Raw genomic sequence first — 26,183 nt, 5'->3', positions numbered from 1 at the left:
TATTATAACACTATATATAACTCTTTTTTGCTATAATTAGAAAAAGCAAAAAGAGTTATATAATGTTAAAAACTGAAAGAGATATTGTAAATCTAATAAAATATTTACCTGTAATATTAATAATATTTTTTTCTTTTCTTATTACAATTTTTTTATATGGCGAAAATCAAAGTAGATTTGAATCAGAACTTAAAAATTTAGAAGAGAAATATATACAAAAAAATAAAGACGAAATAGAGTTTCAAGTAAAAAAAGTAATTGAAACTGTAAGCTACGAAAAAAAACTTTCAAAAAAAAGACTTAGAAATGATATTAAAGTACAAGTTAACAATGCTTATAGTATTGCTTTATCTATTTATGAAAACAATCAAGATAAAACAAAAGAAGAAATAAAAAAGTTAATAAAAGACTCATTACGGAATATTAGATTTAATGAAAATAGAGGATATCTATTTATTTATGAAATGAGTGGAGTAAATATTCTACACCCTTTAAAGCCACATTTAGAAAATAAGAATCTATGGAATTATCAGGATAAAAAAGGAACTTATTTACTTCAAGAAATGAATAAAATCTTAAAAAAACAAGACTCAACTTATTATACCTGGTATTGGAATAAACCTAATGATTTGGAAAAAGAGTATGAAAAATTAGGCTACTTTAAAAAGTTTGAACCATTTGATTGGTTTATTGGTACAGGTGAATATGTCTATGATTCCCAAGAACAACTAAAAAAAGATGTAGCACAATCAATTACAAATCTAAGATATAAAAAAAATGGCTACTTTTTTGCATTAACTTTTGAAGGTGAGTATGTAAGTTATTATCTAGAAGACTTAATTGGAAAAAATGTAAAAGATCTAAATATTACTGATGATATAACTACAACTCAAAATAAAATGATTGAATTAGCAAAAAAGGATGGAGGATTTATCTCTTATTCTCATAATCAAAAACCAAATAGCATATCAAGTGTTACAAAAATTAGCTATGTAAATGGTTTAAAGAATTGGGAATGGATTATTGGTACTGGTTTTTATATGGATGATTTATACGAAGAAATTAATGAAAAAAAAGAATTATTAAAAAAAGCAAATAATAAATCTTTAATGAAACTAGTAGTTGTAAGTTTATTTATTACAATAATTTTATTAGTAATATTTATTTATATTTCATCTATTTTAGAAAGTAAGTTTGAATCATATAAAAAAGAGATAAAAAGAAAGGTTGATGAAAGTATAAAAAAAGATAATATATTAGCTCACCAATCAAAAATGGCATCAATGGGTGAAATGTTAGGAAATATTGCTCATCAATGGAGACAACCATTATCAATTATTTCTACAATGGTTACAGGCTTAAAAGTAAAAAGAGAATTAGGTGAACAAGACTTAGAATTAGAAAAAAACTCTTATGATAAGATAAATAGACAAATTCAATACTTATCTAAAACTATAGATGATTTTAGAGACTTTTTTAAACCTCAAAAAGATTACGAGAAATTTTATATAGATGAGACTTTTGTAAAAACTTTTGATTTAGTTGAAGCGCAATTAGAAAGTAAATATATAAATCTAATAAAAGATATTGATAGTGTTGAAATAAATAGTTTAGAGAATGAATTAATTCAAGTATTTATAAATATTATAAATAACTCTAAAGATGAACTTTTAAAATTAAATACAAAAAGATTTATAAAAATTGATTGCAAAAATAAAGAAGATTATTTAGAAATTACTTTTATTGATAATGCAGGTGGAATCGACATAAGTATTATTGATAGTGTTTTTGAAGCTTATTTTACGACAAAAGATGATGATCAGGGCACTGGAATAGGTTTGTTTATGTGTAAAGAGATTATTATTAAGCATTTAAATGGAAAGATGTATGTTGAGAATAGCGAATTTAATATTGATGATATTAACTATAAAGGTGCAAAATTTACGATTATTTTACCAATTATTGATAGTAAGACTAATGAAGATTTAAGTTAGCTTTAACTATAATCCGCAACTTAATTAGTGAATGTAGAGGAAAACTATCATGAAAAGAACATATCAACCACACAATACTCCTAAAAAGAGAACACATGGTTTCAGAGTTAGAATGTCGACTAAAAACGGTAGAAGAGTTATTAAAGCAAGAAGAGCTAAAGGTAGAAAAAGATTAGCTGTTTAAGCAAACAACATCGACTAAATAGTCAAAGAGATTTTAACAAACTATATAAAAGCGGCAAAAAGTGGCATACAAGCTCTTTTGTCGCTTTTTTTAGTTCTGACACAGATTTAAAAGCTGCTTTTGTTACTTCAAAAAAAGTAGGCAACGCGGTTTTAAGAAATAAAGCTAGGCGAAGATTACGAGCTTTATTTGCTTCATACGAAAATCAAATAGAAACAGGTAAATATATATTTGTTGCAAAAAATAGTATACATGAGAATGACTTTAATAAAGTAAAAAAAGATTTTGACTTTGCTTTTAGAAGATTAAACCTATTTAAATGAAAAAGATTTTCAAATATTTCATAAAATTTTATCAAAGATATTTAAGTGTAATTTCATTTGGTTCGTGTAGATATTATCCAACATGTTCACAATATGCACTATGGCAACTAGATAATAATACATTTTTTAAGGCTATTTATTTTACAATTACACGCGTATTAAAATGTAATCAACTTTTTGATGGTGGATTTGACTATCCAATTATCTCAAAAAATAGAATTCAAAGAGTAGATTATAAAAAAATTAAAGTCATTTATTGGTTAGTTCCAAATAAAGACAATAAATATATTGTAGTTAAAAATCGGGAGTGGAAAAGTACGAATGAACAACATGAATCAAAATAACGGTATGCAAAAACGAATGTTAATAATGACATTAGTCGTTTTTGTATTTTTCATCGCATATGAGTTTTTAGTGTTAAAACCTCAAAAAGAGGCAAAAGAAGCACAAGCAAAACAAGAACAAGTTACACAAGCAAAATCAACACCTGTTGAGGGAATGCAAGAAACAGACGTATCAGGTAATCCTATTGATATGTCAAAATCAGTTGAGTCTTTATCATCAAAAGCAATTGCAACTCAAGAAATTATTTCAGTTATTAAAACTGCAAAAAATATCATTGAAATTGATAACAAAGGTAGAATTGCTCAAGTTACATTGTTAGATACAATTTATAAAGATGAAGAAGAACATCAAATTAAATTATTTGAATCTAATCAATTAAGACCTTTAGAAGTTAGATTTGCTGATACAAATATAAATTCAAAAGCATTTAAAGTAGCTGCGGTGGCTAGTAAAAGTGAATTAGATGTTAAGAATCAAAAGCAAGAATTAATTATTACGCAAAACTTAGGTGAAACTGTTTTAACTAAAAAGTTCACTTTTTACCCAGATGGACATTATGATTTAACTACAACTTCTACAAATGGAAAAAAATTCTTTATAACAAATGGATTTAGACCTAATGTATTAGCAGATATGTATGCTGACCATGGTGCTATGGCTAAATTAAATGATGGTACATTAACAATTATTGAAGATGGGGATTTAGATAAAAATGAAAATCTTACAGGTGCAAAGTTCATATCTAACTTTGATAGATATTATGCAACTGTAATTTACAATTTTGAAAAATCACTAGCTATAACACTAATGCCTGATAATGATGGAAACCCACAAGGATTTATTCATGGTGGAAATTCTATAACTTTTTCTGGTTACGCTGGTCCTAAGAACTTTAAAGACTTGGCAGCTTTAAATCCTGAATTAACTGACGTAATTGAGTATGGTTGGTTTACATTTATTGCAAAACCTATGTTTATATTACTTCAGTTTATTCAGTCTTATGTGGGTAACTGGGGATGGACTATTGTTATTTTAACAATCTTAGTTAAATTAGTTTTATATCCTTTATCTTACAAAGGTATGGTTTCTATGAATAAGCTAAAAGAATTAGCTCCAAAAATGAAAGAAATCCAAGCTAAATATAAAGATGATAAACAAAAACAATCAATGCATATGATGGAATTATATAAGAAACATGGTGCTAACCCAATGGGTGGATGTTTACCATTAATCTTACAAATTCCAGTATTCTTTGCAATCTATAGAGTTTTATTAAATGCTATTGAGTTAAAAGGTGCTGAGTGGATTTTCTGGGTACAAGATTTAGCAGAAATGGATCCATATTTTGTATTACCAATTTTAATGGGTGCTTCTATGTATATCCAACAAAGAATTACTCCAAATACAATGCAAGATGAGATGCAAAAGAAGATATTCCAGTTCTTACCGGTTATCTTTACATTCTTCTTCTTATGGTTCCCAGCAGGTTTAACTCTTTACTGGTTCGTAAATAATGTATTTACAATTGGACAACAATATTATATTAATAAACTGTTCGAGAAAAAAAGAGCTGCAAAAAAATAGGAATTAACTATGAAAAAATTTGAAGCTAAGTGTTTAGAAGAAGTATACGAATTAGCAACAGCTGATTTTAACTGTTCTATTACTGATTTAGAGATTGAAATCATCCAACAGCCAAGTAAGGGTTTTTTTGGCTTTGGTAAAAAAACAGCAATTATCCAAGTATGTTTTAAGGATAATTGCAAAACCTATGAAAAGGCTTCTTCAAATAACTCTTTTGAAAAAAAAGATATAAAAATTGAAGAGGTTTCTAAAAGAATTGAAGATTCTAACAAACCTAAAGTAGTTGAAAAAAAAGAGGAAGTATCACCTTCAAAAGTTAGAAAAGTTGAGTCAAAAGAGAAGATCTTTGATAACTTTTATAATGAAGATGAATCACAAACTCAAGTTTCAAATATTATAGTAAAAAAAGATAAACAAAATATATTAGATGAAGTAAGAGCAGGAATAAATACTTTATTTGCTGATAGCTGTTATGGAATTGAAAATATAAAGATTGAATTTTATGATGAAGATACTTTATATATAGAGTTTACAGGTGAAGACTCAGCTTTACTTATAGGTAAAGAAGGATATAGATATAAAGCTTTATCTTATATTTTATTTAACTGGATAAATGAAAAATATGGTTTAATGTTAAGACTTGAAGTTGCAGAATTCTTAAAGAATCAAGAAACAGCAATTCATGCTTATTTAGAACCTGTTATTGAAACGATAAAAGAAAAAGGTATGTTTAAAACTAAACCTTTGGATGGAATATTAGTACATATTGCTCTTAAAAGATTAAGAGAAGAGTTCCCTGACAAATATGTTGCAGTTAAAACAAATGTTAGAGGTGATAAATATGTACTTGTAAATGAGTACAGAAGTAAAGAGCAATAGTTTGTTACTAGATGATAATACAATAGTTGCAATTGCAACAGCCAATGGAATTGGTTCAATCTCAATAGTTAGAATTTCAGGAGCAAATGCTCTTGAAATTGCTTCAAGAATTACTAAAAAAAACAATTTTAAACCTAGACTTGCTAGCTTAAGCCCTGTATATAATCACAATGATGAATTAATAGATGAGTCTTTAGTACTTTATTTTAAAGCGCCTTTTTCTTTCACAGGTGAAGATATAGTAGAGTTTCAATGTCATGGCGGAGTTGCTATTGCAAACATGATTGTAAATGAAGTTTTACATAATGGTGCAAGAATGGCAAATCCGGGTGAGTTTTCAAAAAGAGCTTTTTTGAATAATAAAATAGATTTATCTAAAGCAGAAGCTATATCAAAAATGATAGAAGCAAGAAGTGAAGATGCTGTAAAACTTTTAGCTAAACAGTTAAAGGGTGAACTAAGTGATTTTGTAAATGATATTAGAGAAGATTTACTTTTTATGTTAGCTTATACAGAAGTATCAATTGATTATGCTGAAGAGGATTTACCAAGTGATATTTTAGAACAAATAAAATCTAAGATAGATAAGATTCAAATCAAATTAAATGAAACTTTAGATGCTAGTAAAAGAAGAGAAGGAATGATTGAAGGCTTCAAAATAGCAATTGTTGGAAAGCCAAATGTTGGAAAATCTTCTTTATTAAATAAGCTATTAAACTTTGATAGAGCTATTATTTCAGATATTGCAGGTACTACAAGAGATACTATTGAGGAGTCTGTAAAAATTGGAACTCATATTATAAAAATAGTAGATACAGCTGGTATTAGAAATGCGAGTGATGTAATTGAGCAAATAGGAATTGAAAAATCTATTGAAGCAATAAATGAAGCTGACATTGTAATAGCTCTATTTGATAATAGTAAAGCTTGTGATGAGGAAGATAAAAAGATTATTTCACTTTTAGAAGAAAACTCTCATAAACAAATCATAAAGGTTTTGAATAAAACTGATTTAGATAATGCTTTTGATAAAAATAAAATCATGGATTTTATTGAGCTTTCTACTAAAAATAGTATAAAAGATTTAGTAAGTAAAATCGAAACTATTTTAGATAACAACACACATAGTGATGAAATGACACTTATTTCAAAAAGACAAGTTCAAGCTGTAGAAGATACTTTAAGCCATATAAACACTTCTTTATTCCCATTAGAAACTGGAGAATTTGAGTTCTTTGCACATCATATAAAAGAGGCTTTAGAGTCTATATCAAATATTACAAGGCCATATGAAAATGAACAAATGTTAGATGTAATGTTTGGAGAATTTTGCTTAGGAAAATAAAGAGTTTTTACTCTTTATTTTAAGCTCTTAATTAATTGGCTTTTCGTAAGATATTAATCTTGCGTTATCTTTTGATATTTCTATCCAAGAGTTACAATCAAACTCTATTTCAATCATACCACCCATTTCTATTTCTTCTTTGAAATCTGCTAGTGTAAAAGCAAGTGTTGTTAAAGATGGATTATGCCCTACAAGAATCATGCTATCAACTGTATCAAATGTATATGTTAAGGTTTCTTGTAATTCATTTAGATAAGCCATATATAATACTTCATTATACATTATTGATTTTGTATATCTTAATGTTTTAGCAAAAATTTCTGATGTTTGTCTTGTTCTTACTGATGGACTTGAAACTATTAAATCAGGTCTGAAACTTTTTTCAAAAAGTTTATTTGCCATATCTTGAGAATCTTTTAATCCTTTTTTACTTAAAGGTCTATCATAATCATCTTGACCTGCTTTTTCTACTTCTTTTTGTGCGTGTCTAACTATAAATAACTTTTTCATCTTCACTCTTTTTGTTTTATATATAAGATTTTAAAGCATTTTAGCTTTTTTTGTTATAAAATTTTTTACTAAATGTAAAATATAAGTTATATTTAGATTTATACTTATAAAACTGCTTGAATTCTTCACTTGGAAACTTTCCAATTAATTTATAAAAATTAAATATTTATTAAAAAATATTTGATAGAATATTATATTAGAAAAGGAGTAGGTATGGAACAGATCAAAACAGTTTTTTTATTGACATTACTTACAGTATTTTTTGTTTTTATAGGTTATTATTTTGCGGGTACAAATGGTATGCTTATTGCATTTTTAATAGCAAGTGGTATGAATTTTTATGCCTATTACTATTCAGATAAACATGTTTTAAAACAGTTTAATGCAACACTAATTGAAGATAAAAGACATCCTATTTATAGAATCACAGAAAGATTAGTACAAAAAGCAAACCTTCCTATGCCAAAGGTTTATTTAATCCCTGATCATACACCAAATGCTTTTGCAACAGGAAGAAACTATAACAACGCAGCAGTTGCTGTTACAATGGGTTTATATGAAATGCTAAGTGAAGAAGAACTTGAGGGCGTAATTGCCCATGAGTTATCTCACATAAAACATTATGATATCTTAATTGGTACTATTGCCGCTGTTTTTGCAGGTGCAATTGCAATGCTTGCTAATATGATGCAATTTGGTGCAATGCTTGGAAATAGTAGACAAAACTCAAATCCTATTATGCTAATAGTTATGGCTATATTACTTCCTATTGCAGCCACTGTTATTCAAATGAGTGTAAGTAGAAGTAGGGAGTATTTAGCAGATGAGGGTGCTGCACGTATGACTAGAAACCCAGTAGGGCTACAAAAGGCCTTATCTAAACTCGAGAACTATGCAAAAAGAGGAGAAGTTCATAATGCTACAGAGCAAACTGCTCATATGTTTATAATTAATCCTTTTTCAGCTAAAAAATCATCTTTTTCAGACTTTTTTAGAACTCATCCTACAACAGAAGATAGAATTGCTAGATTAGAAGAATTAAAAAGGGAGCTTTAAAATGGGTGAATCAAGTAATATAGATGTAATTTTATCAGTTGTTTTTGTAGTTGCAGTTTTAGTATTTATATTTTTTAAGTTTATACTTCCTTTTATAGACAAAAAATATAAATAGTTTTTAAACATAAAAAAAGCATCCCTTGACCAAAGAGATGCTTAAGAGTGAAATTATATATAAAAAAGTTTAAACTATGCTTTTGTATATACTTTTTTTACATTTTCTATTCTTGAAGACATATTAAGTAGTGCCATATCAGCCAATACTAATGCCATCATAGATTCAGCAACAACACTTCCTCTTACTGCTACACAAGGATCATGTCTTCCTTTTAATTCACAATCAACTTCATTATTATGAATATCAACTGTTTCTTGCTTGATAAAGATTGATGGTGTTGATTTAAAATATACTTTTATATTTATATCATCACCATTTGAAATACCACCAAGAATTCCACCTGAGTGGTTTGTTTTAAAACCATCTTTTCTTATTTGGTCATTATTATCATAACCTTTAACTCTCGAGCTTAAAGTCCCATCACCAATTTCCACAGCTTTTACAGCATTTATACTCATCATAGCATTTGCAATTTGAGAATCAAGTTTAAAATATAAAGGTTCACCAAGACCCAAAGGAGCACCTTGAACATTTACAAGTGCAACTCCTCCTACTGAATTGTGTTTATTTTTTGCAGCTAATATTGCATCTTTTTGAGCTTGTTCTACATTTTTGTCTAGCGCGAAGATTTCTGAATCTGATACATTTGCAAAATTTAATTCTTCAGATTTTACCCCATCAATTTCACAAATACCACTTTGTACTTTTATATCAAGCTCTTTTAGCATTAGTTTTGCAATAGCACCTGCTGCAACTCTAGCAGCTGTTTCTCTTGCACTAGATCTTCCACCACCTCTATAGTCTCTTGTTCCATATTTATTAAAATAAGTAAAGTCTGCATGACCTGGTCTAAAAAGGTCTTTTACATTTGTGTAATCTTTTGATTTTTGATTTTCATTAAAAATTACCATTGAAATAGGAGTTCCTGTTGTTATTCCTTCAAATACCCCAGAAAGTATCTCTACTTTATCACCTTCTTTTCTAGATGTTGCGTATTTGTTTTGACCAGGTTTTCTTCTATCCATTTCACTTTGGATAAACTCTTCATCAATTTTAATACCTGCTGGAACACCATCTACAATACAACCTAAGGCTTTACCGTGTGATTCTCCAAATGTAGTAAATTTAAATCTATGTCCAAAGGTATTCATTACTTACTTCCTTTTAACTTTTTAATAGCTATTTTAGCAACAGCTTGCTGTGCTAGTTTTTTACTTTTTCCTTTTGCTGTTCCGTATGTTTGACCATCAATCCAAATTGAGACTTCAAACTCTTTTTTATGATCTGGTCCATATGAACCTTCGATTTTATATTCAGGAATAGAACCAAACTGTGCTTGAGTTATTTCTTGTAGAGCAGTTTTATAATCACTAAATAACACATCTAGATTAATTTTGTCATAAGACTCTTCTAGTAGTTTTAGAATTATTGGCTTTAAAGTTTCTAAACCTGACTCTAAATATACAGCACCCATGATTGCTTCAAAAGCATCAGAAAGAATTGAAGCTTTACTTCTACCTTTGTTTCTTTCTTCAGCTGTTGATATAAATATATATTCGCCAAGTTTTATTTCATTTGCAAGTTTTGTAAAACCTGTTTCATTTACTAATGATGCTCTTATTTTTGATAATTCACCTTCATTTGATTTAGGGAACTTCTTAAATAAATATTCTCCAACTATTAAGTTTAAAACTGCATCACCTAAAAACTCTAATCTTTCATTATTGTATGGTTTTTTAAAACTTTTGTGAGTAAGTGCTTCGATTATCAGATTTTTATCTTTAAACTGATAACCCAAACACTTCTCTAATTTTGTATAATCACTCATTTTTTTCCTTTCTTTATTGATTATCTCTTAGCTCTTCTGCAAAGGTTCTTGCAAGTATATCACATCTTTCATTATGTTCGTGTCCTGCATGACCTTTTACCCAAGTTGCTTTTACTTTGTGGTGTTTTGAAACTTCTAGGTACTCTTGCCAAAATTCTATATTTTTCACAGGCTTTTTACTGGCATTTTTCCAGTTATTTCTTATCCATCCTGCTAACCATTCATTTATTGCTTTTACTACATATGTAGAATCAGATATAATATGAACTTCACAAGGCTCTTTTAAGGCTCTAAGTCCTTCAATTACACCTTTTAATTCCATTTGATTATTAGTAGTGTTCATTTGTCCACCACATAACTCTTTTTCATTTCCATTGTATTCTAGAATTGTACCCCAGCCACCAGGACCTGGATTTCCTAAACTAGAACCATCACTGTAAAGATTGATTTGCTTCATCAAATCCCTTAGATAAATTATGTTTTACATTAAAAGTTAAAATACTATGACAATGGGGACATCTACTATCATAAACTGGATGTACATTTTTACAGCTTGAACAAATAAACTCAAAATCTAAAGTTGCATTTGTTTTATGCTCGTGTTTGTTTAAAGCTATTAGTATATCAAATACAAAATCTTCACTATGATTTAAATTATCAAGATATCCTTTTGCATTGTAAAGTTCTACAAGAAATTCATTTTTGTATACTTTGTCAAAATCAATATCGTCAAAATTTAAGTACCACATTAAATCCATAAAGTTTTTCATATCAAATTTATCCACATTTTCCCAAAAAAATGCTTTATTAAATTGTAATAAAAACTCTGCAAACAATCTTTGAATGCTTGGATTCTCTATAAAGATTTTATATAGAAGTTCGCTTCTTTTTTCATAAGAGTAAACTGGATCATTTATGATTATTAAAGCATCTAAATAAACTTTATCTTTTTGCATATCTTCGTTCAACTCTTCTATGCAAGTAGTTACTTCTTTGGCTTTTTCAAATTCATTTAATTTTTCATAAATTATAAGTAGTTTCACTAAGGCATTTTTATTTCTTGGTGAGAATTTTAAGATTCTTAAAAAAATATCTTTTGATCTTTGTAAAAAACCACCCTTGAAGTATGTCTCACCTAAAAGTTCTAAAACTTCTTCTTTTTTTACTCTATCTTTTACATGTTCAAGTAGCGTTAAATATACATTTATAGCTTTATTATAGTTTCCTTTGTGAAGGAAAGTAGATGCTAAAAGTAAAATTGAATCAAAGGGTAAATTGTAAGTTTTATAAAGATGTACATAATCTTCTTCTTTCAATTTTCCAAGTTCAAATCTACGTGATAGTTTTCTATAATCTTTTCTAGCAACTCGTTCTTTATATATTCCATAAGAATAAGTAAAAAATGATATTAAAAAGATTAGTGCCACAAGTATCATAAGCCCAAATAATGGGTCTCTATACTCTAAAACTATATTGTCCAAGCTATACCTTTTACCATACTTTTAATATAAGTAGGTATATTATCATAAAAGTTCATATAAAATAATAAAAGTGTATAATACCTAATGATAAAAAAAGAATCAATTGATAATTTAAAAAACCATCTAGATATTGTGGATGTAGTATCTCAATCTTTAGAATTGAAAAAATCTGGGGCAAATTTTAAGGCTTGTTGTCCCTTCCATGGCGAAGATACTCCATCTTTTGTAGTTAGCCCTTCAAAACAGATTTATCACTGCTTTGGTTGTGGAGCAGGTGGTGATTCTATAAAATTTGTTATGGAGTATGAAAAACTATCTTATCCTGAATCTTTAGAAAAACTAGCTTCAATGTACAATGTAAATTTAGAGTACGATAATGTGAAGCAAAAAAAACAAGACGTAAAAGTTTTAGAAGATGTAAATAGATTTTATCAAAAATTATTTGTAAATAATAATACTGCTAAAGAATATATAAAAAGTAGGGGTATTTCCGAGTTTTTTATAGAAAAATTTGAAATAGGCTATGCTCCAAAATCAAATGACACAATAAATTTTCTAAAATCAAATCATTATAATTTAAATGAAGCCATTGATTTAGGTGTAATTGACACAGGTACAAATGGCTTATACTCAAGATTTATTGAAAGAATCACCTTTCCTATATATGCTATAAATGGAAAAATAGTAGGCTTTGGTGGTAGAACAATCACAGGGCATAATGCAAAATATGTAAACTCTCCGCAAACAAAACTTTTTAATAAATCAAGACTTTTATACGGTTATCATTTAGCAAAAGAGAATATTTATAAAAAAAATAGATTAATTGTTTGTGAAGGTTATCTAGATGTAATAATGCTTCATCAAGCAGGCTTTAATACAGCAGTTGCAACCTTAGGAACTGCTCTTACAAAAGATCACTTACCACTTATTAGAAGAGGTGAACCAAAGGTGATTCTTGCTTATGATGGTGACAAAGCAGGACTTGCTGCTGCTTTTAAAGCATCTGTTATGTTGTCACAAGGTGAATTTGAAGGTGGTGTTGTTATCTTTGGTGAGGGAAAAGACCCAGCTGATATGGTAAAAGATGGAAAGATTGAAGAACTAGATAGGATGTTTACAAGTCCTGTTGATTTTATTCCATATAGTATTGATTATATTGTCTCAAAATATGACATAAATAATGCTGCACAAAAACAAAAAGCATTAATTGAGGCAAATGACTATTTAAAATCATTAGGTGTTTTATATCAAGATGAGTATAAAAGATACATTGCACAAAAATTAAACATTAGAGAAAATCTTGTGAAAGTGTCAACTGATATTAGTAGGCCAATGCAAGTTGATTTATCAAAAGTAAATATTCAAGAATTATGTATTATAAAAGCTATTTTAGAAAAACCAAGTAGATTAGATTCAGTTTTAGATTTAATTGATTCTTCTATGTTTGAAGTACACAGAAATGAGTTTGAATTATTGATTAGTGATATTAAGAACATATCTTTAAATGCAATTACTTTAAATGAGAAATTAGAAAATTATGATGATGAAAGATTAGATAAAGAGCTGTTAATTTTACTTTATAAGTTTTATACCAAAAAACTTAATGAGTTAAAATATGATAAGAACTTATCTTTAAGAGAAAAAGGTTCTCTACTTAGAAAAACTCAAGATGCCTTAAGGCAACTTAAATTAGGTAAACTTGTAACTTATGATTTATAATTAATTTTTCTTTTTATTTTTTTACTAGTATAGTTTCTGTAGAATTTCGTATATTGAATAAGAAAAGAGGAAAGAATAATGAAATTTATAGAAAGTGATAATTTACCTGCAGCAATTGGACCTTACTCTCCTGCGATAAAAGTAAATGGTATGATTTATACATCAGCACAAGTTCCTGTAACTTTAGATGGAACTTTAGTTGAAAGAGATATAAAAATACAAACAAGACAAGTTTTATCAAATTTAAGAACACTTTTAGAAGATGCTGAAAGTGGTATGAATAATGTTGTAAAAGTATCGATTTACTTAGAAAATATTGAAGATTTTGGTGTAGTAAATGTACTTTTTGCAGAAGCATTTGGTGAACATAAACCTGCTAGAAGTACAATCTCTACTAATGGTTTACCAATGAATTCTTTAATAATGATTGATGCTGTTGCAATGGCAAGTGATTACCATTAAGCAATTAAGAAACTTGACTTAAACAAAGTTTAAAGTAAAATAAGATAGTATTCCGGTTCGAAAATTAAAGTTAGCATGAACTGTCAACGAGAAGTTAGCATAGAGAACTGAATATTATGAGGAAGAAAAATGTACGCAATTATTAAGTGTGGTGGAAAACAGTATAAAGTTTCTGAGGGAGATATCCTGAACATTGATTATACTGGTAAAGCTGCTAAAGAAACTTTAGAAATCACTGATGTTTTAGCTGTAAACGATGGTGAATTAAAAACTGGTGATGCTGTATCAGCTGCAAAAGTTGAAGCAGAAGTAGTTTTAGATGGTACAGGTGTAAATAGAGATAGAAAAGTAATTATTTACAAAAAAAGAAGAAGAAAAGATTCTAAGTTAAAAAGAGGTTTCAGAAAAAGCTTCACAAAAATTAGAATTACTAAAATTGCTGCATAAGCAATAATTTCAAGGAGATAATAGTATGGCTCACAAAAAAGGTCAAGGATCTACACAAAATAATAGAGATTCAGCTGGAAAAAGACTTGGTGTTAAGAAATTTGGTGGGGAAGTAGTAAGAGCTGGTAACATCATCTTAAGACAAAGAGGAACAAAAGTACACGTAGGTGCAAACGTTGGTATCGGAAAAGATCATACAATTTATTCTTTAATTGATGGTGTTGTTAAATTTGAAACTAAAGATAAAAAAAGAAAAAAAGTTTCAGTTTACGCTTCATAATTTCTGAAGAGAAAAATGATTTAAAGGGTGTATGGCTTCTTTGCCTGCACCCTTTTTTTATTTAAAATGTAAAATAAAAAGTTAATATTAGTTGATTTTTTATTTTACATATACCGTGGAGGTTTATAATGTTTATAGATAGTGCCAAATTTTCAGTTTCATCGGGTAAAGGTGGACAAGGTTGTGCTTCGTTTAGAAGAGAAAAATTTGTAGTAAAAGGTGGTCCTGACGGAGGAGATGGTGGAAAAGGTGGTGATGTTTATTTTGTAGTAGATAACAACACCGACACTTTATCTTTTTACAAGGGAAGAAAAGTTTTTAGAGCTGATAATGGAAAACAAGGAATGGGTTCTAGAATGACTGGAAAGTCAGCAGATGCTTTAATTCTTACAGTTCCTCCTGGAACACAAGTTATTGATGAAGATTCAGGAGAGCTTTTATTAGATTTAGTAGAAGAGGGTGAAAAGGTTAAACTTTTAGAAGGTGGAAAAGGTGGACTAGGTAATGTACACTTTAAAAACTCTAGAAATCAAAGACCAACATATTTTCAACCAGGACTTCCAGGTCAAACAAAAAATATTAGATTAGAATTAAAACTAATTGCAGATGTAGGTTTAGTTGGATATCCAAATGTTGGTAAATCAACACTTATTTCTACAACATCAAATGCAAGTCCAGAAGTAGCTAATTATGAGTTTACTACACTTACTCCAAAGCTTGGAGTTGTTGAAGTTGGTGATTATAACTCATTTGTAATGGCAGATATTCCAGGGATTATTGATGGTGCTGCTGATGGTAGAGGTTTAGGTTTAGAATTCTTAAAACATATTGAAAGAACAAAAACGCTACTTTTCTTAATTGATGTGGCAAATTACAGAACTATGATTGATCAATATAATGTTTTAAAAGAAGAAGTTTCTAAATTCTCAAGTGAATTATCAACAAGAAACTTTGCAATAGCTTTAAGTAAAACTGATGGATATTATGGCGAAGATTTAATTGGTGATATTAAAAAATTCATTGCTGACATTGGCTTAGAAGAGTCAAACTCAAATGAGTTTGGTTTTGGGAAAGAATTACCATATTATGTACAAGATTTAACTTATAATAGATTTGATAATAGTAAACCATTTTTTGTCTTACCAATTTCTTCAATTACAAGAAAAAATATTGAAGCTATTAAGTTTTCGTTATATAAATTGTTGGAACAAGGTAAATGAAAAGATTAGTAATAAAAGTAGGAACTGCTGTCTTAACACAAGACGGGCAGTTAGCAATTGAAAGATTATCAGCTTTAGTTGATTTAATTGCTAAATTAAAAAATGACAAAAATTATGAAGTTATCTTAGTGTCATCAGGAGCAGTTGGAGCAGGTTTTACTTCTCTCCAGCTAGATAAAACTCAAATTGCAAACAGACAAGCTCTAGCTGCAATTGGTCAACCTCTTTTATTAAAAAATTATAAAAAAAGATTCAAAGAACATGGAATTACCTGTGCTCAAATGCTTTTAATTGCTGATGATTTTGATTCTAGAAAAAGAACTAAAAATGCTCAAAATGTAATGGAAATATTACTTGAAAATAAAATACTTCCTATTATAAATGAAAATGATGTTATTGCAAATGATGAACTTTTATTTGGTGATAATGATCAATTGGCAGCCCATGTTGCATATCATTTTAATGCAGATATGTTAGCAATTTTAAGTGATATAGATGGATATTATAATAAAAATCCTCGTGAATATGATGATGCTGTTATGTTAAAAGTGGTTTCATCAATAAATGAAGAAGAATTACAAATGAAACATACTGCAAATTCAGAGTTTGCAACTGGTGGAATTGTAACTAAACTAAAAGCTGCTGACTTTTTAATGAAAAACAATATTCCCATGTATCTTTCATCTGGATTTGATTTAACAAATGCTTATGATTTTTTAGTAGATGATAATCATAAAAATGGAACAATATTTAAAAAGTAAAGGTTTAATATGTCGAAAAAAGTTTTATTTATGGGGACACCTGATTATGCAACAAAAATATTTGAAGAGTTATTAGCTAGTTCATATGAAGTTGTTGCACTTTTTACACAACCTGATAAAAAAGTAGGAAGAAAACAAGTCTTAACTCCTCCTCATATAAAACAGTATTGTTTAGACAAGAATTTAGATATTCCAATTTTTCAGCCTGAGAGATTAAGAAACAATGATGAAGCAAAAACACAAATTGAAAGCTTTAAGCCTGATTTTATCATTGTTGCCGCATATGGACAAATATTACCAAAAGAGATTTTAGATATTGCTCCTTGTATTAATTTACATGCTTCACTTTTACCTAAATATAGAGGTGCTAGTCCAATTCAAGAATCTTTAATAAATGATGATAAATTTACTGGTGTTACATCTATGTTTATGGAAGAAGGACTTGATAGTGGAGATATTTTAGGTTTACAATACTTGAAAATTACACCAAAAATGGAAGTTGCAGAAGCTTTTAATAAACTTTCAGAAATTGCAGCAAAACTAACAATAACTACTTTAGATAATTTTGAAAATATAAAACCAAAAAAACAAAATGATGCAGAAGTTAGTTTTTGTGGGAAAATAAAAAAAGAGTATGGTTTAGTATCTTTTGAAGATGCAAAAAAACTATATTTAAAGTACAAAGCCTATAGTTTTTGGCCTGGAGTATTTTTAGAATCAAAACTTAAAATCAAAGATATAAATTTAATAGATGAGAACTCTGTAAATAAAGAGGGTGAGATTTTAGAAATTAATAATGATAGTATTGTAGTGGCTTGTAAAAGAGGCTCTTTAGAGATTAAAACTATTCAAGCTCCTTCAAAAAAAGCTGTATCTTCTGTTGATTATATTAGAGGACAAAGATTAAACGTGGGTGACATTCTAGTTTAATCAAAGATACAACATACTTAGCCTAAGTATGTTGTATACGCTGTTATTGTAAATAGACTTAATAAAACTCCTAAAACCAAAGAGTTAATTGCAACTTTTTCATCTAAACCACCTTTTATAGCTAAGACTGTTGCCATAGTCATTGGTGGCATTGCAACTTCTATAATTGTAACTTTAACCCAAGTTTCTTCTATTCCATGAAATATCTGAAAGCCTAAAAGTACAATAATTGGAACAATTAACATTTTTAAGATCATTGCCATTGAGACAACATGAAATCTTGCAAAAATATGTTTAAGCTCTAGCTTCATACCAATAGCAATCATAGCAATAGGAACTAGTGTAGCTCCTAATGTTTCTGTTGTAAGAATTAAAAAATTTGGAACTTCAAAGTTTTTAGCTAATACTGTAATCAAAAACATAATTGATGGTGGAAATAAAAATACACTTTTAAATATTGATTTCACATCATTCTTTCTTCCACTACCCCAAGTGATTATAAACATACCAACTGATACAAGTAATAAAAATGAACCAAATAAATCATAAATTAGACCATATACAATATAATCTTGACCATAAAAAGCATCTATATATGAAAAACCTATAAAAGAAGTATTACCAAAGGTTGCCATAATCATAAATGTAGCAAGAATTACTCTTTCTAATTTCATTAGTTTACCAATAAAGTAAGCGAGGCTTAAATTTAATAGTATAAACCCTACAAACATTAAAATTAGATTTAGTATACGTTCATCTAAAGTAAGAGGGTAAATTTTAGAAAAAACGATTGCAGGAAGTGAAAAGTAAATAATAAATTCAATTAATTGTTTTGAATTATCATGAAAAATGACTTTAAACAAATATCCTAAGAATAAATATAGGGCTATTGGTAAAACTGGATCAAGCATAGTAACCTTTTTGATTGATTATATTTAATACAATCTTGTAAAGCAATAATGTATAATTATAAGATGAAAATAATAAGATTAAATAAAGTAGATTCTACACATTCATACTTAAAAGAGTATATAAAAGATAATCCAAGTGATGAAATCACTTGTGTTGTAGCTGATATGCAAACAAAAGGGATAGGAAGTAGAGGCAATTCATGGACTGGAAAAGAAGGAAATCTTTTTTTCTCTTTTTCTATGTGTAAAGATATGTTACCTGAAGATTTACCTCTTCAAACATCATCAATATATTTTTCATTTATTTTAAAAACTGTATTGAAAAACTTTTCTTCTAATATTTGGTTGAAATGGCCAAATGATTTTTATATTGATGATAAAAAAGTTGGCGGGACTATTACAAATTTAAATAAAAATATGATTTTTTGTGGTATTGGTTTGAATTTAATTGAAGTTAGTGATGAGTTTGGAAAATTGGACATACATATAGATAAGGATGAATTATTGCAGAGCTATTTTTCACATTTGGAGAAACAGATTTCATGGAAGCAAATTTTTAGTGATTTTAAGATAGAATTCCAGAAGAGTAGAAAGTTCCAAGCAACCATTGAAAATGAAAAAATTCCATTAAAAAATGCAATTCTTAATAGTGATGGTTCAATTAACTTAAATAATAAAAAGGTATTTAGTTTAAGATGACAGAGATTATTTCAATAGCTAACCAAAAAGGTGGAGTAGGTAAAACTACAACAGCTGTAAACTTAAGTGCTGCACTTGCCCTAGAGGGTAAGAGAGTACTATTAATAGATGCAGATCCACAAGCTAATGCAACAACATCATTAGGTTTTCAAAGAGACACTTATGAGTATAATATTTACCATGTAATGTTAGGTACAAAAGAGCTAACTGAAATTATGTTAGACTCAGAAATTGAAAACTTAAAAGTAGCTCCTTCAAACATAGGTTTAGTAGGTATAGAAAAAGAGTTCTATAAGAACATGAAAGATAGAGAATTAGTTCTAAAAAGAAAAATAGATCCTATCAAAAAAGATTTTGATTATATTATAATTGATTCACCTCCTGCACTAGGACCAATTACAATAAACACACTAAGTGCTTCAAACTCTGTACTTATTCCTATTCAATGTGAATTCTTTGCATTAGAGGGTTTAGCACAGTTATTAAACACAATTAAATTAGTAAAGCAAACGATTAATAAATCTTTACAAATTAGAGGTTTTTTACCAACTATGTATAGTTCACAAAATAACTTGTCAAAACAAGTATTTGCTGATTTAGCTCAACATTTTGAAAGTAAACTATTTAAAATAGATGAGAGTTCTTATGTTGTTATACCAAGAAATATTAAACTGGCAGAAAGTCCAAGTTTTGGTAAACCAATTATGTTATATGATGCAAGTGCCACTGGTACAAAAGCTTACACAAATCTTGCAAAAGCAATTGCAGGTTAAAAATATAATTAGGAAGAGATAATATGGCATTAGGTAGAGGATTAGGGGAATTACTAGGTGAAGTAGAAACTGCTTATGAAAGCTCAAATACATATGATGAAAATAGTAATAGTATGGAATTGGATATTTCAAAAATAAGTGCAAATCCAAGTCAGCCTAGAAAAATATTTGATGAAGAAAAATTAAAAGAGTTAAGTGATTCTATTGTAGAACATGGACTACTCCAACCTGTTACAGTAATTGAAAAAAATGAAGATGAATATATTTTAGTAGCTGGTGAGAGAAGATTAAGAGCTCATAAATTAGCCAACTTAGAAAAAATAAAAGCATTTATAATAGATGCTGATGAATTTAAGTTAAGAGAACTTGCTTTAATTGAAAATATACAAAGAGATGATTTAAATATTGTAGAATTAGCATACTCATATGCACAACTAATTAATGAGCATGACTTAACTCACGAAGAATTATCAAAGAGAGTTTTTAAGTCAAGAACATCAATTACTAACACATTAAGACTGTTACAATTATCCTCATATGTACAACAATTATTAGCAAATAGCAAAATTAGTGCAGGTCATGCAAAAGTTATGCTTGGACTTAGTGAAGATGAGCAAAAAATGGTAGCTGACTCTATCATTGGACAAAAATTATCAGTACGTGAAACTGAAAAATTAATTAAAGACTTGAAGACAAAAAACAATCCTCAAGCAAAAAAGAGTAAAAAAGTAACATCATATGATTTTAATCCATTAAATGATGTGGTTAAAACTCTTAAGAATAGCGATTTGAAGGTAAAGGCTGAGAAAAACTATTTTAAAATTGAAATCAACTCACAAGAAGATATTGAGAAGATTTCCTCTTACTTTAAGTTACAATAGTAACAAAAAACAGAAATTTAAAATGTAATTTATTCCTTTAATATTACTTTATATTTAACTTTGCTAAAATATACGAGTTTTAGTTAAACTAAACTGTAAAAAATATGGAGGAATGAATGTTAGACATAAGTCCTGTATTATTGCTTAGCTCTGGTATCATCTTTCTTTTAGTTGTTGCTAGGCTAAACAGCTGTCTGTTCAAGCCTTTATTAAAGCACATGGATGATAGAGCAGAATCTATAAAAAAAGATTTAGAAGATGCAAAGTCAAACGGTGCCGATGTAAATGGTATGATCGCTGAAGCAAATAAAGTAATTGCAGATGCGAAAAAAGAAGCAGCTGTTATTAGAGAACAAGCTTATAAGGAAGCAAAAGAGAGTGCTGATGCAAAACTTGTTAGCGCTAAGTCTAATTTGGAAGCAAAATCTGCAGAATTTGCTAAGAATTTGGAAGAGGAAACTAAAGCATTAAAAGATTCTTTAGTATCGTCAATGCCTCAATTTAATGAGAGCTTAAAAGCTAAGCTTAGCTCAATTTAGTTAGGAAGAATGATATGAAGAAACTTTTAATACTTGGTGTAGCTGCTTTAGCTCCACTTTCATTATTTGCTGCTGCTGGTGCGGAAACTGATTACGATATCGTACAGAGAACCGTTAACTTTATAATTTTTGTTGGAATTTTATGGTATTTACTTGCTGATAAAATTAAAGCATTTTTTGCTGATAGAACTTTATCTATTCAAGCAGAACTTGATAAAGTACAAGATACTTTAAAAGCTTCTGAAGATAAAGTAAATGAAGCTCAAAAACAACTTGATGATGCAAAAAAACTTGCAGCTGAGATTGTTGAAAACGCAAAAGCTGATATTGATTCAGTTAAAGAAAAAGTTGCTGTTGCAGTTGATTCTGATATCGCTAATTTAGAAAAAAATCTAGAAGAGATGATTAAAGTTGAAACATCAAAAGCAAAAAGAGAAGTTGTTGCAGAAGTTCTTGATGAGCTATTAAAATCAGATAATATTAAACTTTCTCAAGATGAGTTAGCTAATATTGTTCTTAAAAAGGTAGCGTAAATGAATGATTTAATAGCAAAAAGATATGTAAAAGCGTTAGTTGATGGTAGAGATAGCAAAGCTATCAAAGCATTAAGTGCTAACTTAAATACTATTTCAACAGCTTACGCTGATGAAAAGTTTAATTCTATTATTTCTTCTCCTGAAGTAAGTGATAGTAAAAAAGTAGAGTTAGTATTATCATTAGTTAAAAAAGCTGATGAAACTTTAACTAACTTCGTGAAATTACTTGGTGAAAAAAGAAGACTTTCTTTATTAACTGATATTGCAGCTGAACTTGATGTTCAAATTGCAAAATTAAATAATGAATATGTTGGTGTTGTTTATACTAACCAAGAACTTTCAAAAGATTATGTTTCTTCTATTGAGAAACAATTTAGTAAAAAATTTGATGTTAACTTATCATTATCTCAAAATGTTTGTGATTATGATGGTATTAAAGTAGATATTGATGGACTTGGGGTTGAAATTTCTTTCTCGAAAGAAAGATTAAAATCTCAAATGATTGATCATATTTTAAAAGCAGTTTAGAACTTATAAAGGAGAAATTGAATGGGTGCAAAAATTCAAGCTGATGAAATCAGTTCTATAATTAAAGAGAGAATTGATAACTTTGAATTAAATGTAGATGTAAATGAAACTGGTAAGATCATCTCTTTTGCAGATGGTGTTGCTCAAGTTTACGGTCTAAAAAATGTTATGGCTGGTGAGATTGTTGAGTTTGACAATGGTGAAAAAGGTGTTGCCTTAAACTTAGAAGAATCTTCTGTAGGTGTTGTTGTACTTGGAAAAGGTGAAGGATTAAGAGAGGGGACTTCTTGTAAGAGACTTGGTAGATTATTAGAAACTCCAGTTGGTCCTAACATGACAGGAAGAGTTGTAAATGCACTAGGTGAGCCAATTGATGGTAAAGGTGCTATTGAAGCTGCTGAAACAAGATTTGTTGAAGAAAAAGCTCCTGGAATCATGGCAAGAAAATCTGTACATGAGCCATTACAAACTGGTATTAAAGCAATTGATGCACTAGTTCCAATCGGAAGAGGTCAAAGAGAGCTTATTATTGGTGATAGACAAACTGGTAAAACTACAGTTGCTATTGATACAATTCTTAACCAAAAAGATCAAGACGTAAAATGTATTTATGTTGCTATTGGTCAAAAAGCATCAACTATTGCTTCTATTGTTAGAACATTAGAAGAAGCTGGAGCAATGGAGTATACTACTATTGTTAACGCTGGTGCAGCTGATTCTTCAGCATTACAATTCTTAGCTCCTTATACAGGTGTTACAATTGGTGAGTACTTTAGAGATAATGGTCAACATGCATTAATCGTATATGATGATTTAACTAAGCACGCAGTTGCATATAGAGAAATGTCATTATTATTAAGAAGACCTCCGGGTAGAGAGGCATTCCCAGGGGATGTATTCTATCTACACTCAAGATTATTAGAAAGAGCTGCTAAAATGTCAGATGAGAAGGGTGCTGGTTCTATGACTGCATTACCAATCATTGAAACACAAGCAGGAGACGTTGCGGCATATATTCCAACAAACGTTATTTCTATTACAGATGGACAAATTTTCTTAGAAACTAATCTATTTAACTCAGGTATTAGACCAGCGATTAACGTAGGTTTATCAGTATCAAGAGTTGGTGGTGCTGCACAAATTAAAGCTACTAAGCAAGTTGCTGGTACTTTAAAATTATCACTAGCACAATTTAGAGAATTAGAAGCGTTTGCTCAATTTGCATCAGACTTAGACGAGTCTACAAGAAAAGAACTTGAACTTGGTCAAAGAATGGTTGAAGTATTAAAACAAGGTGTTAATGCTCCATTAGTAATTGAGAAACAAATTGTAATTATTTATGCAGGTACTAAAGGTTACTTAAATGATATCGCTGTTGGTGATGTTGTTAAGTTTGAAGCTGAATTACATGCATTCTTTGAACAAAAGTATTCTAATATTTTAGATGCAATTAAAGCTAAGAAAAAAATCGATGATGATACTGAAGCTGAATTAAAAGCTGCTTTAGAAGAGTTTAAAACAGTATTTAGTGCAAACTAAGGATTAGTTAATGGCTAACTTAAAAGAAATTAAATTACAAATTGGTAGTGTAAAAAATACTCAGAAAACAACTAAAGCTATGAAGCTTGTATCTTCTGCGAAACTTACTAGAACTAGACAACTGTCTGAGCAAGCTAAAAGTTACGCAACTAAGATAAATGATGTACTTTCTGATATTGCTGCTAGAGTTAGCAAAGTTCAAGATGAAGGAAATATCGGTAGAGCATTTGTTCCAAATGATAACCCAAAAACAGTTGATATTGTTTTTGTTACTGCTGACAAAGGACTTTGTGGTGGTTTTAATATGGCAACAATTAAAACTGTTAGTAAAATTAAAGCTGAGCAAGAAGCAAAAGGTGCTACAGTTAGATTAAGAGCTGTTGGAAGAAAAGGTGTAGATTTCTTTAACTTCCAAGGTGTTGAATTAGACCAAACAGTTAGTGATCTTTCTTCTGCTCCTGATTATGACAGAGCAGCTGATTTTATTAAAGATGTTGTAGAAGACTTTAGAAATGAGAAAACTGATAAAGTGATCGTAGTTTATAATGGATTCTTAAACATGCTTACTCAAGAAATTAGAGTAAGAGAATTGTTACCAATTAGCTTAGAGAATGTTGAAGCGAGCGAAACTGAATCTATGTTAGATATTGAGCCAGATGATGATGAAGAAGTGTTAGATGAATTAACAGGTAAATACATTGATTTCAATATGTATTTCGGTTTAATTGATTCTTTAGCTGCTGAACATTCTGCAAGAATGCAAGCAATGGAAGCTGCTACAAAGAATGCAAAAGAAAAAGTTGATTCTTTGACAGTTGAATATAATAAAGCTAGACAAGCTGCAATTACAACAGAGCTGATAGAAATTATCAGTGGTGTTGAATCGTTAAAATAATTTAAAGGAGCTACCCGTATGAAAGGTAAAATTATTCAGGTAATGGGTCCTGTTGTTGATGTTGAATTCGACGGATACTTACCAGAAATTAATGAAGCTATTGAAGTTACATTAGCAGACGCTAATGCTGATAGATTAGTATTAGAAGTTGCTGCACACATTGGTGATAGTAGAGTTAGAACTATTGCTATGGATATGACTGAAGGTTTAACTAGAGGTCAAGAGTGTACTGCTACAGGAGGACCAATCAAGGTTCCTGTTGGTGAAGATGTTTTAGGAAGAATCTTTAACGTTATTGGTGACCCTGTTGATGAAGGTGAAGCAATTTCTGAAGATGCTCCAAGATGGTCTATTCATAGATCTGCTCCTTCTTTTGAAGAGCAATCAACTAAAACAGAAATGTTTGAAACTGGTATCAAAGTAGTTGACTTATTAGCACCATATTCAAAAGGTGGTAAAGTTGGACTATTCGGTGGTGCTGGTGTTGGTAAAACAGTTATTATTATGGAGCTTATCCATAACGTTGCGTTCAAACATTCAGGTTACTCAGTATTTGCTGGTGTTGGTGAGAGAACAAGAGAAGGTAACGACCTTTACTACGAAATGAAAGACTCTAACGTACTTGACAAAGTTGCTTTATGTTATGGTCAAATGAGTGAGCCTCCAGGTGCAAGAAATAGAATTGCATTAACAGGTCTTACAATGGCTGAGTACTTCAGAGATGAAAAAGGTCTTGACGTATTAATGTTCGTTGACAACATCTTTAGATTTGCACAATCAGGTTCTGAGATGTCAGCTTTATTAGGTAGAATTCCTTCAGCTGTTGGTTACCAACCAACACTTGCTTCAGAAATGGGTAAATTACAAGAAAGAATTACTTCAACTAATAAAGGTTCAATTACTTCTGTTCAAGCTGTATATGTACCAGCGGATGACTTAACAGATCCAGCTCCAGCTTCTGTATTCGCTCACTTAGATGCAACTACAGTACTTAACAGAAAAATTGCTGAAAAAGGTATTTACCCAGCAGTTGATCCACTAGATTCTACTTCTAGAATCTTAAGTGCAGATGTTATTGGTCAAGAGCACTACGACGTTGCAAGAGGTGTTCAATCAGTTCTTCAAAAATACAAAGATTTACAAGATATTATTGCAATTCTTGGTATGGATGAGTTATCTGAAGAAGATAAACTTGTTGTTGCAAGAGCAAGAAAAATTGAGAGATTCTTATCTCAACCATTCTTCGTAGCAGAGGTATTTACAGGTTCTCCTGGTAAATATGTTGAATTAAAAGATACTATTGCTGGATTCAAAGGGATTTTAGAAGGTAAATACGACGAAATTCCTGAGATGGCGTTCTATATGGTTGGTGGAATGGATGAGGCTTTAGCTAAAGCCGAAAATATGAAATAATAA

At 29.3% G+C, this 26,183-nt stretch carries 30 protein-coding genes; 24 read left to right on the top strand and 6 right to left on the bottom strand.

Annotated features, from left to right (window positions below; translation table 11 throughout):
• The first annotated feature begins 62 nt into the window (after positions 1 to 62).
• From NJU99_RS11355 to mnmE, 7 genes are read left to right on the top strand one after another with little or no spacing between them, the layout of a single operon-like run.
• The gene (locus NJU99_RS11355; RefSeq protein ID WP_254576021.1) at positions 63 to 1,994 is read left to right on the top strand and encodes a sensor histidine kinase; all 1,932 of its coding nucleotides are present in this window, start codon (positions 63 to 65) and stop codon (positions 1,992 to 1,994) included.
• Positions 1,995 to 2,043: 49 nt separating this feature from the next.
• On the top strand, positions 2,044 to 2,178 hold the full coding sequence (rpmH, locus tag NJU99_RS11350; protein ID WP_254576020.1) for a 50S ribosomal protein L34: 135 nt from the start codon (positions 2,044 to 2,046) through the stop codon (positions 2,176 to 2,178).
• Positions 2,166 to 2,501: a ribonuclease P protein component gene (gene rnpA, locus NJU99_RS15000; RefSeq protein WP_429726356.1), complete on the top strand. Its 336-nt coding sequence runs from the start codon at positions 2,166 to 2,168 to the stop codon at positions 2,499 to 2,501. Before rpmH ends, rnpA begins: the two co-directional genes overlap by 13 nt.
• Positions 2,498 to 2,845, top strand: coding sequence for a membrane protein insertion efficiency factor YidD (gene yidD / locus NJU99_RS11345; protein WP_254576019.1), 348 nt, complete (start codon positions 2,498 to 2,500; stop codon positions 2,843 to 2,845). The genes rnpA and yidD overlap by 4 nt, the downstream gene beginning before the upstream one ends.
• Positions 2,823 to 4,430, top strand: a complete 1,608-nt coding sequence (gene yidC, locus NJU99_RS11340) for a membrane protein insertase YidC (RefSeq protein ID WP_254576018.1) — start codon at positions 2,823 to 2,825, stop codon at positions 4,428 to 4,430. Before yidD ends, yidC begins: the two co-directional genes overlap by 23 nt.
• 9 nt (positions 4,431 to 4,439) lie before the next feature.
• The gene (locus NJU99_RS11335) at positions 4,440 to 5,309 is read left to right on the top strand and encodes a Jag N-terminal domain-containing protein (protein ID WP_254576017.1); all 870 of its coding nucleotides are present in this window, start codon (positions 4,440 to 4,442) and stop codon (positions 5,307 to 5,309) included.
• Position 5,310: 1 nt separating this feature from the next.
• Positions 5,311 to 6,654 carry a tRNA uridine-5-carboxymethylaminomethyl(34) synthesis GTPase MnmE gene (gene mnmE, locus NJU99_RS11330; RefSeq protein WP_254576016.1) on the top strand — a complete coding sequence of 448 codons (1,344 nt, stop codon included), beginning with the start codon at positions 5,311 to 5,313 and terminating at the stop codon, positions 6,652 to 6,654.
• A gap of 27 nt (positions 6,655 to 6,681) precedes the next feature.
• Here mnmE and NJU99_RS11325 read toward each other — a convergent pair whose 3' ends face one another.
• A complete protein-coding gene (locus NJU99_RS11325) occupies positions 6,682 to 7,164 on the bottom strand; it encodes a SixA phosphatase family protein (protein WP_254576015.1) in 483 nt (160 codons plus the stop codon).
• 213 nt (positions 7,165 to 7,377) lie between these two features.
• Between NJU99_RS11325 and htpX the strand changes: the two genes are divergently transcribed.
• Positions 7,378 to 8,220: a zinc metalloprotease HtpX gene (gene htpX, locus NJU99_RS11320; RefSeq protein ID WP_254576014.1), complete on the top strand. Its 843-nt coding sequence runs from the start codon at positions 7,378 to 7,380 to the stop codon at positions 8,218 to 8,220.
• Between the two features lie 189 nt (positions 8,221 to 8,409).
• Here htpX and aroC read toward each other — a convergent pair whose 3' ends face one another.
• From aroC to NJU99_RS11300, 4 genes are read right to left on the bottom strand one after another with little or no spacing between them, the layout of a single operon-like run.
• Positions 8,410 to 9,489 (bottom strand): chorismate synthase, encoded by a 1,080-nt coding sequence (aroC, locus tag NJU99_RS11315; protein ID WP_254576013.1) that lies wholly within the window; start codon positions 9,487 to 9,489, stop codon positions 8,410 to 8,412.
• A complete protein-coding gene (gene rnc / locus NJU99_RS11310) occupies positions 9,489 to 10,166 on the bottom strand; it encodes a ribonuclease III (RefSeq protein WP_254576012.1) in 678 nt (225 codons plus the stop codon). The genes aroC and rnc overlap by 1 nt, the downstream gene beginning before the upstream one ends.
• A 13-nt stretch (positions 10,167 to 10,179) precedes the next feature.
• A complete protein-coding gene (rnhA, locus tag NJU99_RS11305) occupies positions 10,180 to 10,623 on the bottom strand; it encodes a ribonuclease HI (protein WP_254576011.1) in 444 nt (147 codons plus the stop codon).
• Entirely contained in the window at positions 10,598 to 11,647 is a 1,050-nt protein-coding gene (locus tag NJU99_RS11300; protein ID WP_254576010.1) for a tetratricopeptide repeat protein, read from the bottom strand. The genes rnhA and NJU99_RS11300 overlap by 26 nt, the downstream gene beginning before the upstream one ends.
• Before the next feature lie 84 nt (positions 11,648 to 11,731).
• Between NJU99_RS11300 and dnaG the strand changes: the two genes are divergently transcribed.
• The 7 genes from dnaG (at position 11,732) to fmt (ending at position 17,466) form a co-directional block, all read left to right on the top strand.
• Positions 11,732 to 13,366, top strand: coding sequence for a DNA primase (gene dnaG, locus NJU99_RS11295; RefSeq protein WP_254576009.1), 1,635 nt, complete (start codon positions 11,732 to 11,734; stop codon positions 13,364 to 13,366).
• Positions 13,367 to 13,444: 78 nt separating this feature from the next.
• Positions 13,445 to 13,828 carry a Rid family detoxifying hydrolase gene (locus NJU99_RS11290; protein WP_254576008.1) on the top strand — a complete coding sequence of 128 codons (384 nt, stop codon included), beginning with the start codon at positions 13,445 to 13,447 and terminating at the stop codon, positions 13,826 to 13,828.
• Between the two features lie 129 nt (positions 13,829 to 13,957).
• Positions 13,958 to 14,275 (top strand): 50S ribosomal protein L21, encoded by a 318-nt coding sequence (gene rplU, locus NJU99_RS11285; protein ID WP_254576007.1) that lies wholly within the window; start codon positions 13,958 to 13,960, stop codon positions 14,273 to 14,275.
• A gap of 25 nt (positions 14,276 to 14,300) precedes the next feature.
• Entirely contained in the window at positions 14,301 to 14,555 is a 255-nt protein-coding gene (rpmA, locus tag NJU99_RS11280; protein WP_254576006.1) for a 50S ribosomal protein L27, read from the top strand.
• Positions 14,556 to 14,683: 128 nt separating this feature from the next.
• Positions 14,684 to 15,775: a GTPase ObgE gene (obgE, locus tag NJU99_RS11275; protein WP_254576005.1), complete on the top strand. Its 1,092-nt coding sequence runs from the start codon at positions 14,684 to 14,686 to the stop codon at positions 15,773 to 15,775.
• Positions 15,772 to 16,536: a glutamate 5-kinase gene (gene proB / locus NJU99_RS11270; RefSeq protein ID WP_254576004.1), complete on the top strand. Its 765-nt coding sequence runs from the start codon at positions 15,772 to 15,774 to the stop codon at positions 16,534 to 16,536. Before obgE ends, proB begins: the two co-directional genes overlap by 4 nt.
• 9 nt (positions 16,537 to 16,545) lie before the next feature.
• Entirely contained in the window at positions 16,546 to 17,466 is a 921-nt protein-coding gene (fmt, locus tag NJU99_RS11265) for a methionyl-tRNA formyltransferase (RefSeq protein WP_254576003.1), read from the top strand.
• Between the two features lie 17 nt (positions 17,467 to 17,483).
• Here fmt and NJU99_RS11260 read toward each other — a convergent pair whose 3' ends face one another.
• Positions 17,484 to 18,377, bottom strand: coding sequence for an AEC family transporter (locus NJU99_RS11260; RefSeq protein WP_254576002.1), 894 nt, complete (start codon positions 18,375 to 18,377; stop codon positions 17,484 to 17,486).
• A 63-nt stretch (positions 18,378 to 18,440) separates the two neighbouring features.
• On the opposite strand from NJU99_RS11260, the gene NJU99_RS11255 reads away from it, so the two are divergent.
• The 9 genes from NJU99_RS11255 to atpD all read left to right on the top strand — a co-directional run bounded on the left by NJU99_RS11255 (position 18,441) and on the right by atpD (position 26,180).
• Positions 18,441 to 19,076 (top strand): biotin--[acetyl-CoA-carboxylase] ligase, encoded by a 636-nt coding sequence (locus tag NJU99_RS11255; RefSeq protein ID WP_254576001.1) that lies wholly within the window; start codon positions 18,441 to 18,443, stop codon positions 19,074 to 19,076.
• Positions 19,073 to 19,849, top strand: a complete 777-nt coding sequence (locus NJU99_RS11250) for a ParA family protein (protein ID WP_254576000.1) — start codon at positions 19,073 to 19,075, stop codon at positions 19,847 to 19,849. The genes NJU99_RS11255 and NJU99_RS11250 overlap by 4 nt, the downstream gene beginning before the upstream one ends.
• Positions 19,850 to 19,872: 23 nt before the next feature.
• A complete protein-coding gene (locus NJU99_RS11245) occupies positions 19,873 to 20,730 on the top strand; it encodes a ParB/RepB/Spo0J family partition protein (RefSeq protein WP_254575999.1) in 858 nt (285 codons plus the stop codon).
• Positions 20,731 to 20,846: 116 nt separating this feature from the next.
• The gene (locus NJU99_RS11240) at positions 20,847 to 21,269 is read left to right on the top strand and encodes a F0F1 ATP synthase subunit B family protein (RefSeq protein WP_254575998.1); all 423 of its coding nucleotides are present in this window, start codon (positions 20,847 to 20,849) and stop codon (positions 21,267 to 21,269) included.
• A gap of 14 nt (positions 21,270 to 21,283) precedes the next feature.
• Positions 21,284 to 21,802 carry a F0F1 ATP synthase subunit B gene (locus NJU99_RS11235; protein ID WP_254575997.1) on the top strand — a complete coding sequence of 173 codons (519 nt, stop codon included), beginning with the start codon at positions 21,284 to 21,286 and terminating at the stop codon, positions 21,800 to 21,802.
• Entirely contained in the window at positions 21,803 to 22,333 is a 531-nt protein-coding gene (locus NJU99_RS11230) for a F0F1 ATP synthase subunit delta (protein WP_254575996.1), read from the top strand.
• Positions 22,334 to 22,354: 21 nt separating this feature from the next.
• Entirely contained in the window at positions 22,355 to 23,872 is a 1,518-nt protein-coding gene (atpA, locus tag NJU99_RS11225) for a F0F1 ATP synthase subunit alpha (RefSeq protein WP_254575995.1), read from the top strand.
• 10 nt (positions 23,873 to 23,882) lie between these two features.
• Positions 23,883 to 24,767 (top strand): ATP synthase F1 subunit gamma, encoded by an 885-nt coding sequence (gene atpG / locus NJU99_RS11220; protein WP_254575994.1) that lies wholly within the window; start codon positions 23,883 to 23,885, stop codon positions 24,765 to 24,767.
• A gap of 18 nt (positions 24,768 to 24,785) precedes the next feature.
• Positions 24,786 to 26,180 carry a F0F1 ATP synthase subunit beta gene (atpD, locus tag NJU99_RS11215; protein WP_254575993.1) on the top strand — a complete coding sequence of 465 codons (1,395 nt, stop codon included), beginning with the start codon at positions 24,786 to 24,788 and terminating at the stop codon, positions 26,178 to 26,180.
• Positions 26,181 to 26,183: the final 3 nt, after the last annotated feature.

This window comes from Arcobacter roscoffensis, from assembly GCF_024267655.1.
GTDB lineage: Bacteria > Campylobacterota > Campylobacteria > Campylobacterales > Arcobacteraceae > Arcobacter_B > Arcobacter_B roscoffensis.
Note: the sequence above shows the minus strand (reverse complement) of the source record. Positions and strands in the feature narration are given on the sequence as shown.

Bases quoted from the DNA above. Each gene is read 5' to 3' on its own strand.
- NJU99_RS11355 (WP_254576021.1), top strand. From the start codon at position 63: ATGTTAAAAACTGAAAGAGATATTGTAAATCTAATAAAATATTTACCT.
- rpmH (WP_254576020.1), top strand. From the start codon at position 2,044: ATGAAAAGAACATATCAACCACACAATACTCCTAAAAAGAGAACACAT.
- yidD (WP_254576019.1), top strand. From the start codon at position 2,498: ATGAAAAAGATTTTCAAATATTTCATAAAATTTTATCAAAGATATTTA.
- yidC (WP_254576018.1), top strand. From the start codon at position 2,823: ATGAACAACATGAATCAAAATAACGGTATGCAAAAACGAATGTTAATA.
- NJU99_RS11335 (WP_254576017.1), top strand. From the start codon at position 4,440: ATGAAAAAATTTGAAGCTAAGTGTTTAGAAGAAGTATACGAATTAGCA.
- NJU99_RS11325 (WP_254576015.1), bottom strand. From the start codon at position 7,164: ATGAAAAAGTTATTTATAGTTAGACACGCACAAAAAGAAGTAGAAAAA.
- htpX (WP_254576014.1), top strand. From the start codon at position 7,378: ATGGAACAGATCAAAACAGTTTTTTTATTGACATTACTTACAGTATTT.
- aroC (WP_254576013.1), bottom strand. From the start codon at position 9,489: ATGAATACCTTTGGACATAGATTTAAATTTACTACATTTGGAGAATCA.
- rnc (WP_254576012.1), bottom strand. From the start codon at position 10,166: ATGAGTGATTATACAAAATTAGAGAAGTGTTTGGGTTATCAGTTTAAA.
- rnhA (WP_254576011.1), bottom strand. From the start codon at position 10,623: ATGAAGCAAATCAATCTTTACAGTGATGGTTCTAGTTTAGGAAATCCA.
- dnaG (WP_254576009.1), top strand. From the start codon at position 11,732: ATGATAAAAAAAGAATCAATTGATAATTTAAAAAACCATCTAGATATT.
- NJU99_RS11290 (WP_254576008.1), top strand. From the start codon at position 13,445: ATGAAATTTATAGAAAGTGATAATTTACCTGCAGCAATTGGACCTTAC.
- rplU (WP_254576007.1), top strand. From the start codon at position 13,958: ATGTACGCAATTATTAAGTGTGGTGGAAAACAGTATAAAGTTTCTGAG.
- rpmA (WP_254576006.1), top strand. From the start codon at position 14,301: ATGGCTCACAAAAAAGGTCAAGGATCTACACAAAATAATAGAGATTCA.
- obgE (WP_254576005.1), top strand. From the start codon at position 14,684: ATGTTTATAGATAGTGCCAAATTTTCAGTTTCATCGGGTAAAGGTGGA.
- proB (WP_254576004.1), top strand. From the start codon at position 15,772: ATGAAAAGATTAGTAATAAAAGTAGGAACTGCTGTCTTAACACAAGAC.
- fmt (WP_254576003.1), top strand. From the start codon at position 16,546: ATGTCGAAAAAAGTTTTATTTATGGGGACACCTGATTATGCAACAAAA.
- NJU99_RS11260 (WP_254576002.1), bottom strand. From the start codon at position 18,377: ATGCTTGATCCAGTTTTACCAATAGCCCTATATTTATTCTTAGGATAT.
- NJU99_RS11255 (WP_254576001.1), top strand. From the start codon at position 18,441: ATGAAAATAATAAGATTAAATAAAGTAGATTCTACACATTCATACTTA.
- NJU99_RS11250 (WP_254576000.1), top strand. From the start codon at position 19,073: ATGACAGAGATTATTTCAATAGCTAACCAAAAAGGTGGAGTAGGTAAA.
- NJU99_RS11245 (WP_254575999.1), top strand. From the start codon at position 19,873: ATGGCATTAGGTAGAGGATTAGGGGAATTACTAGGTGAAGTAGAAACT.
- NJU99_RS11240 (WP_254575998.1), top strand. From the start codon at position 20,847: ATGTTAGACATAAGTCCTGTATTATTGCTTAGCTCTGGTATCATCTTT.
- NJU99_RS11235 (WP_254575997.1), top strand. From the start codon at position 21,284: ATGAAGAAACTTTTAATACTTGGTGTAGCTGCTTTAGCTCCACTTTCA.
- NJU99_RS11230 (WP_254575996.1), top strand. From the start codon at position 21,803: ATGAATGATTTAATAGCAAAAAGATATGTAAAAGCGTTAGTTGATGGT.
- atpA (WP_254575995.1), top strand. From the start codon at position 22,355: ATGGGTGCAAAAATTCAAGCTGATGAAATCAGTTCTATAATTAAAGAG.
- atpG (WP_254575994.1), top strand. From the start codon at position 23,883: ATGGCTAACTTAAAAGAAATTAAATTACAAATTGGTAGTGTAAAAAAT.
- atpD (WP_254575993.1), top strand. From the start codon at position 24,786: ATGAAAGGTAAAATTATTCAGGTAATGGGTCCTGTTGTTGATGTTGAA.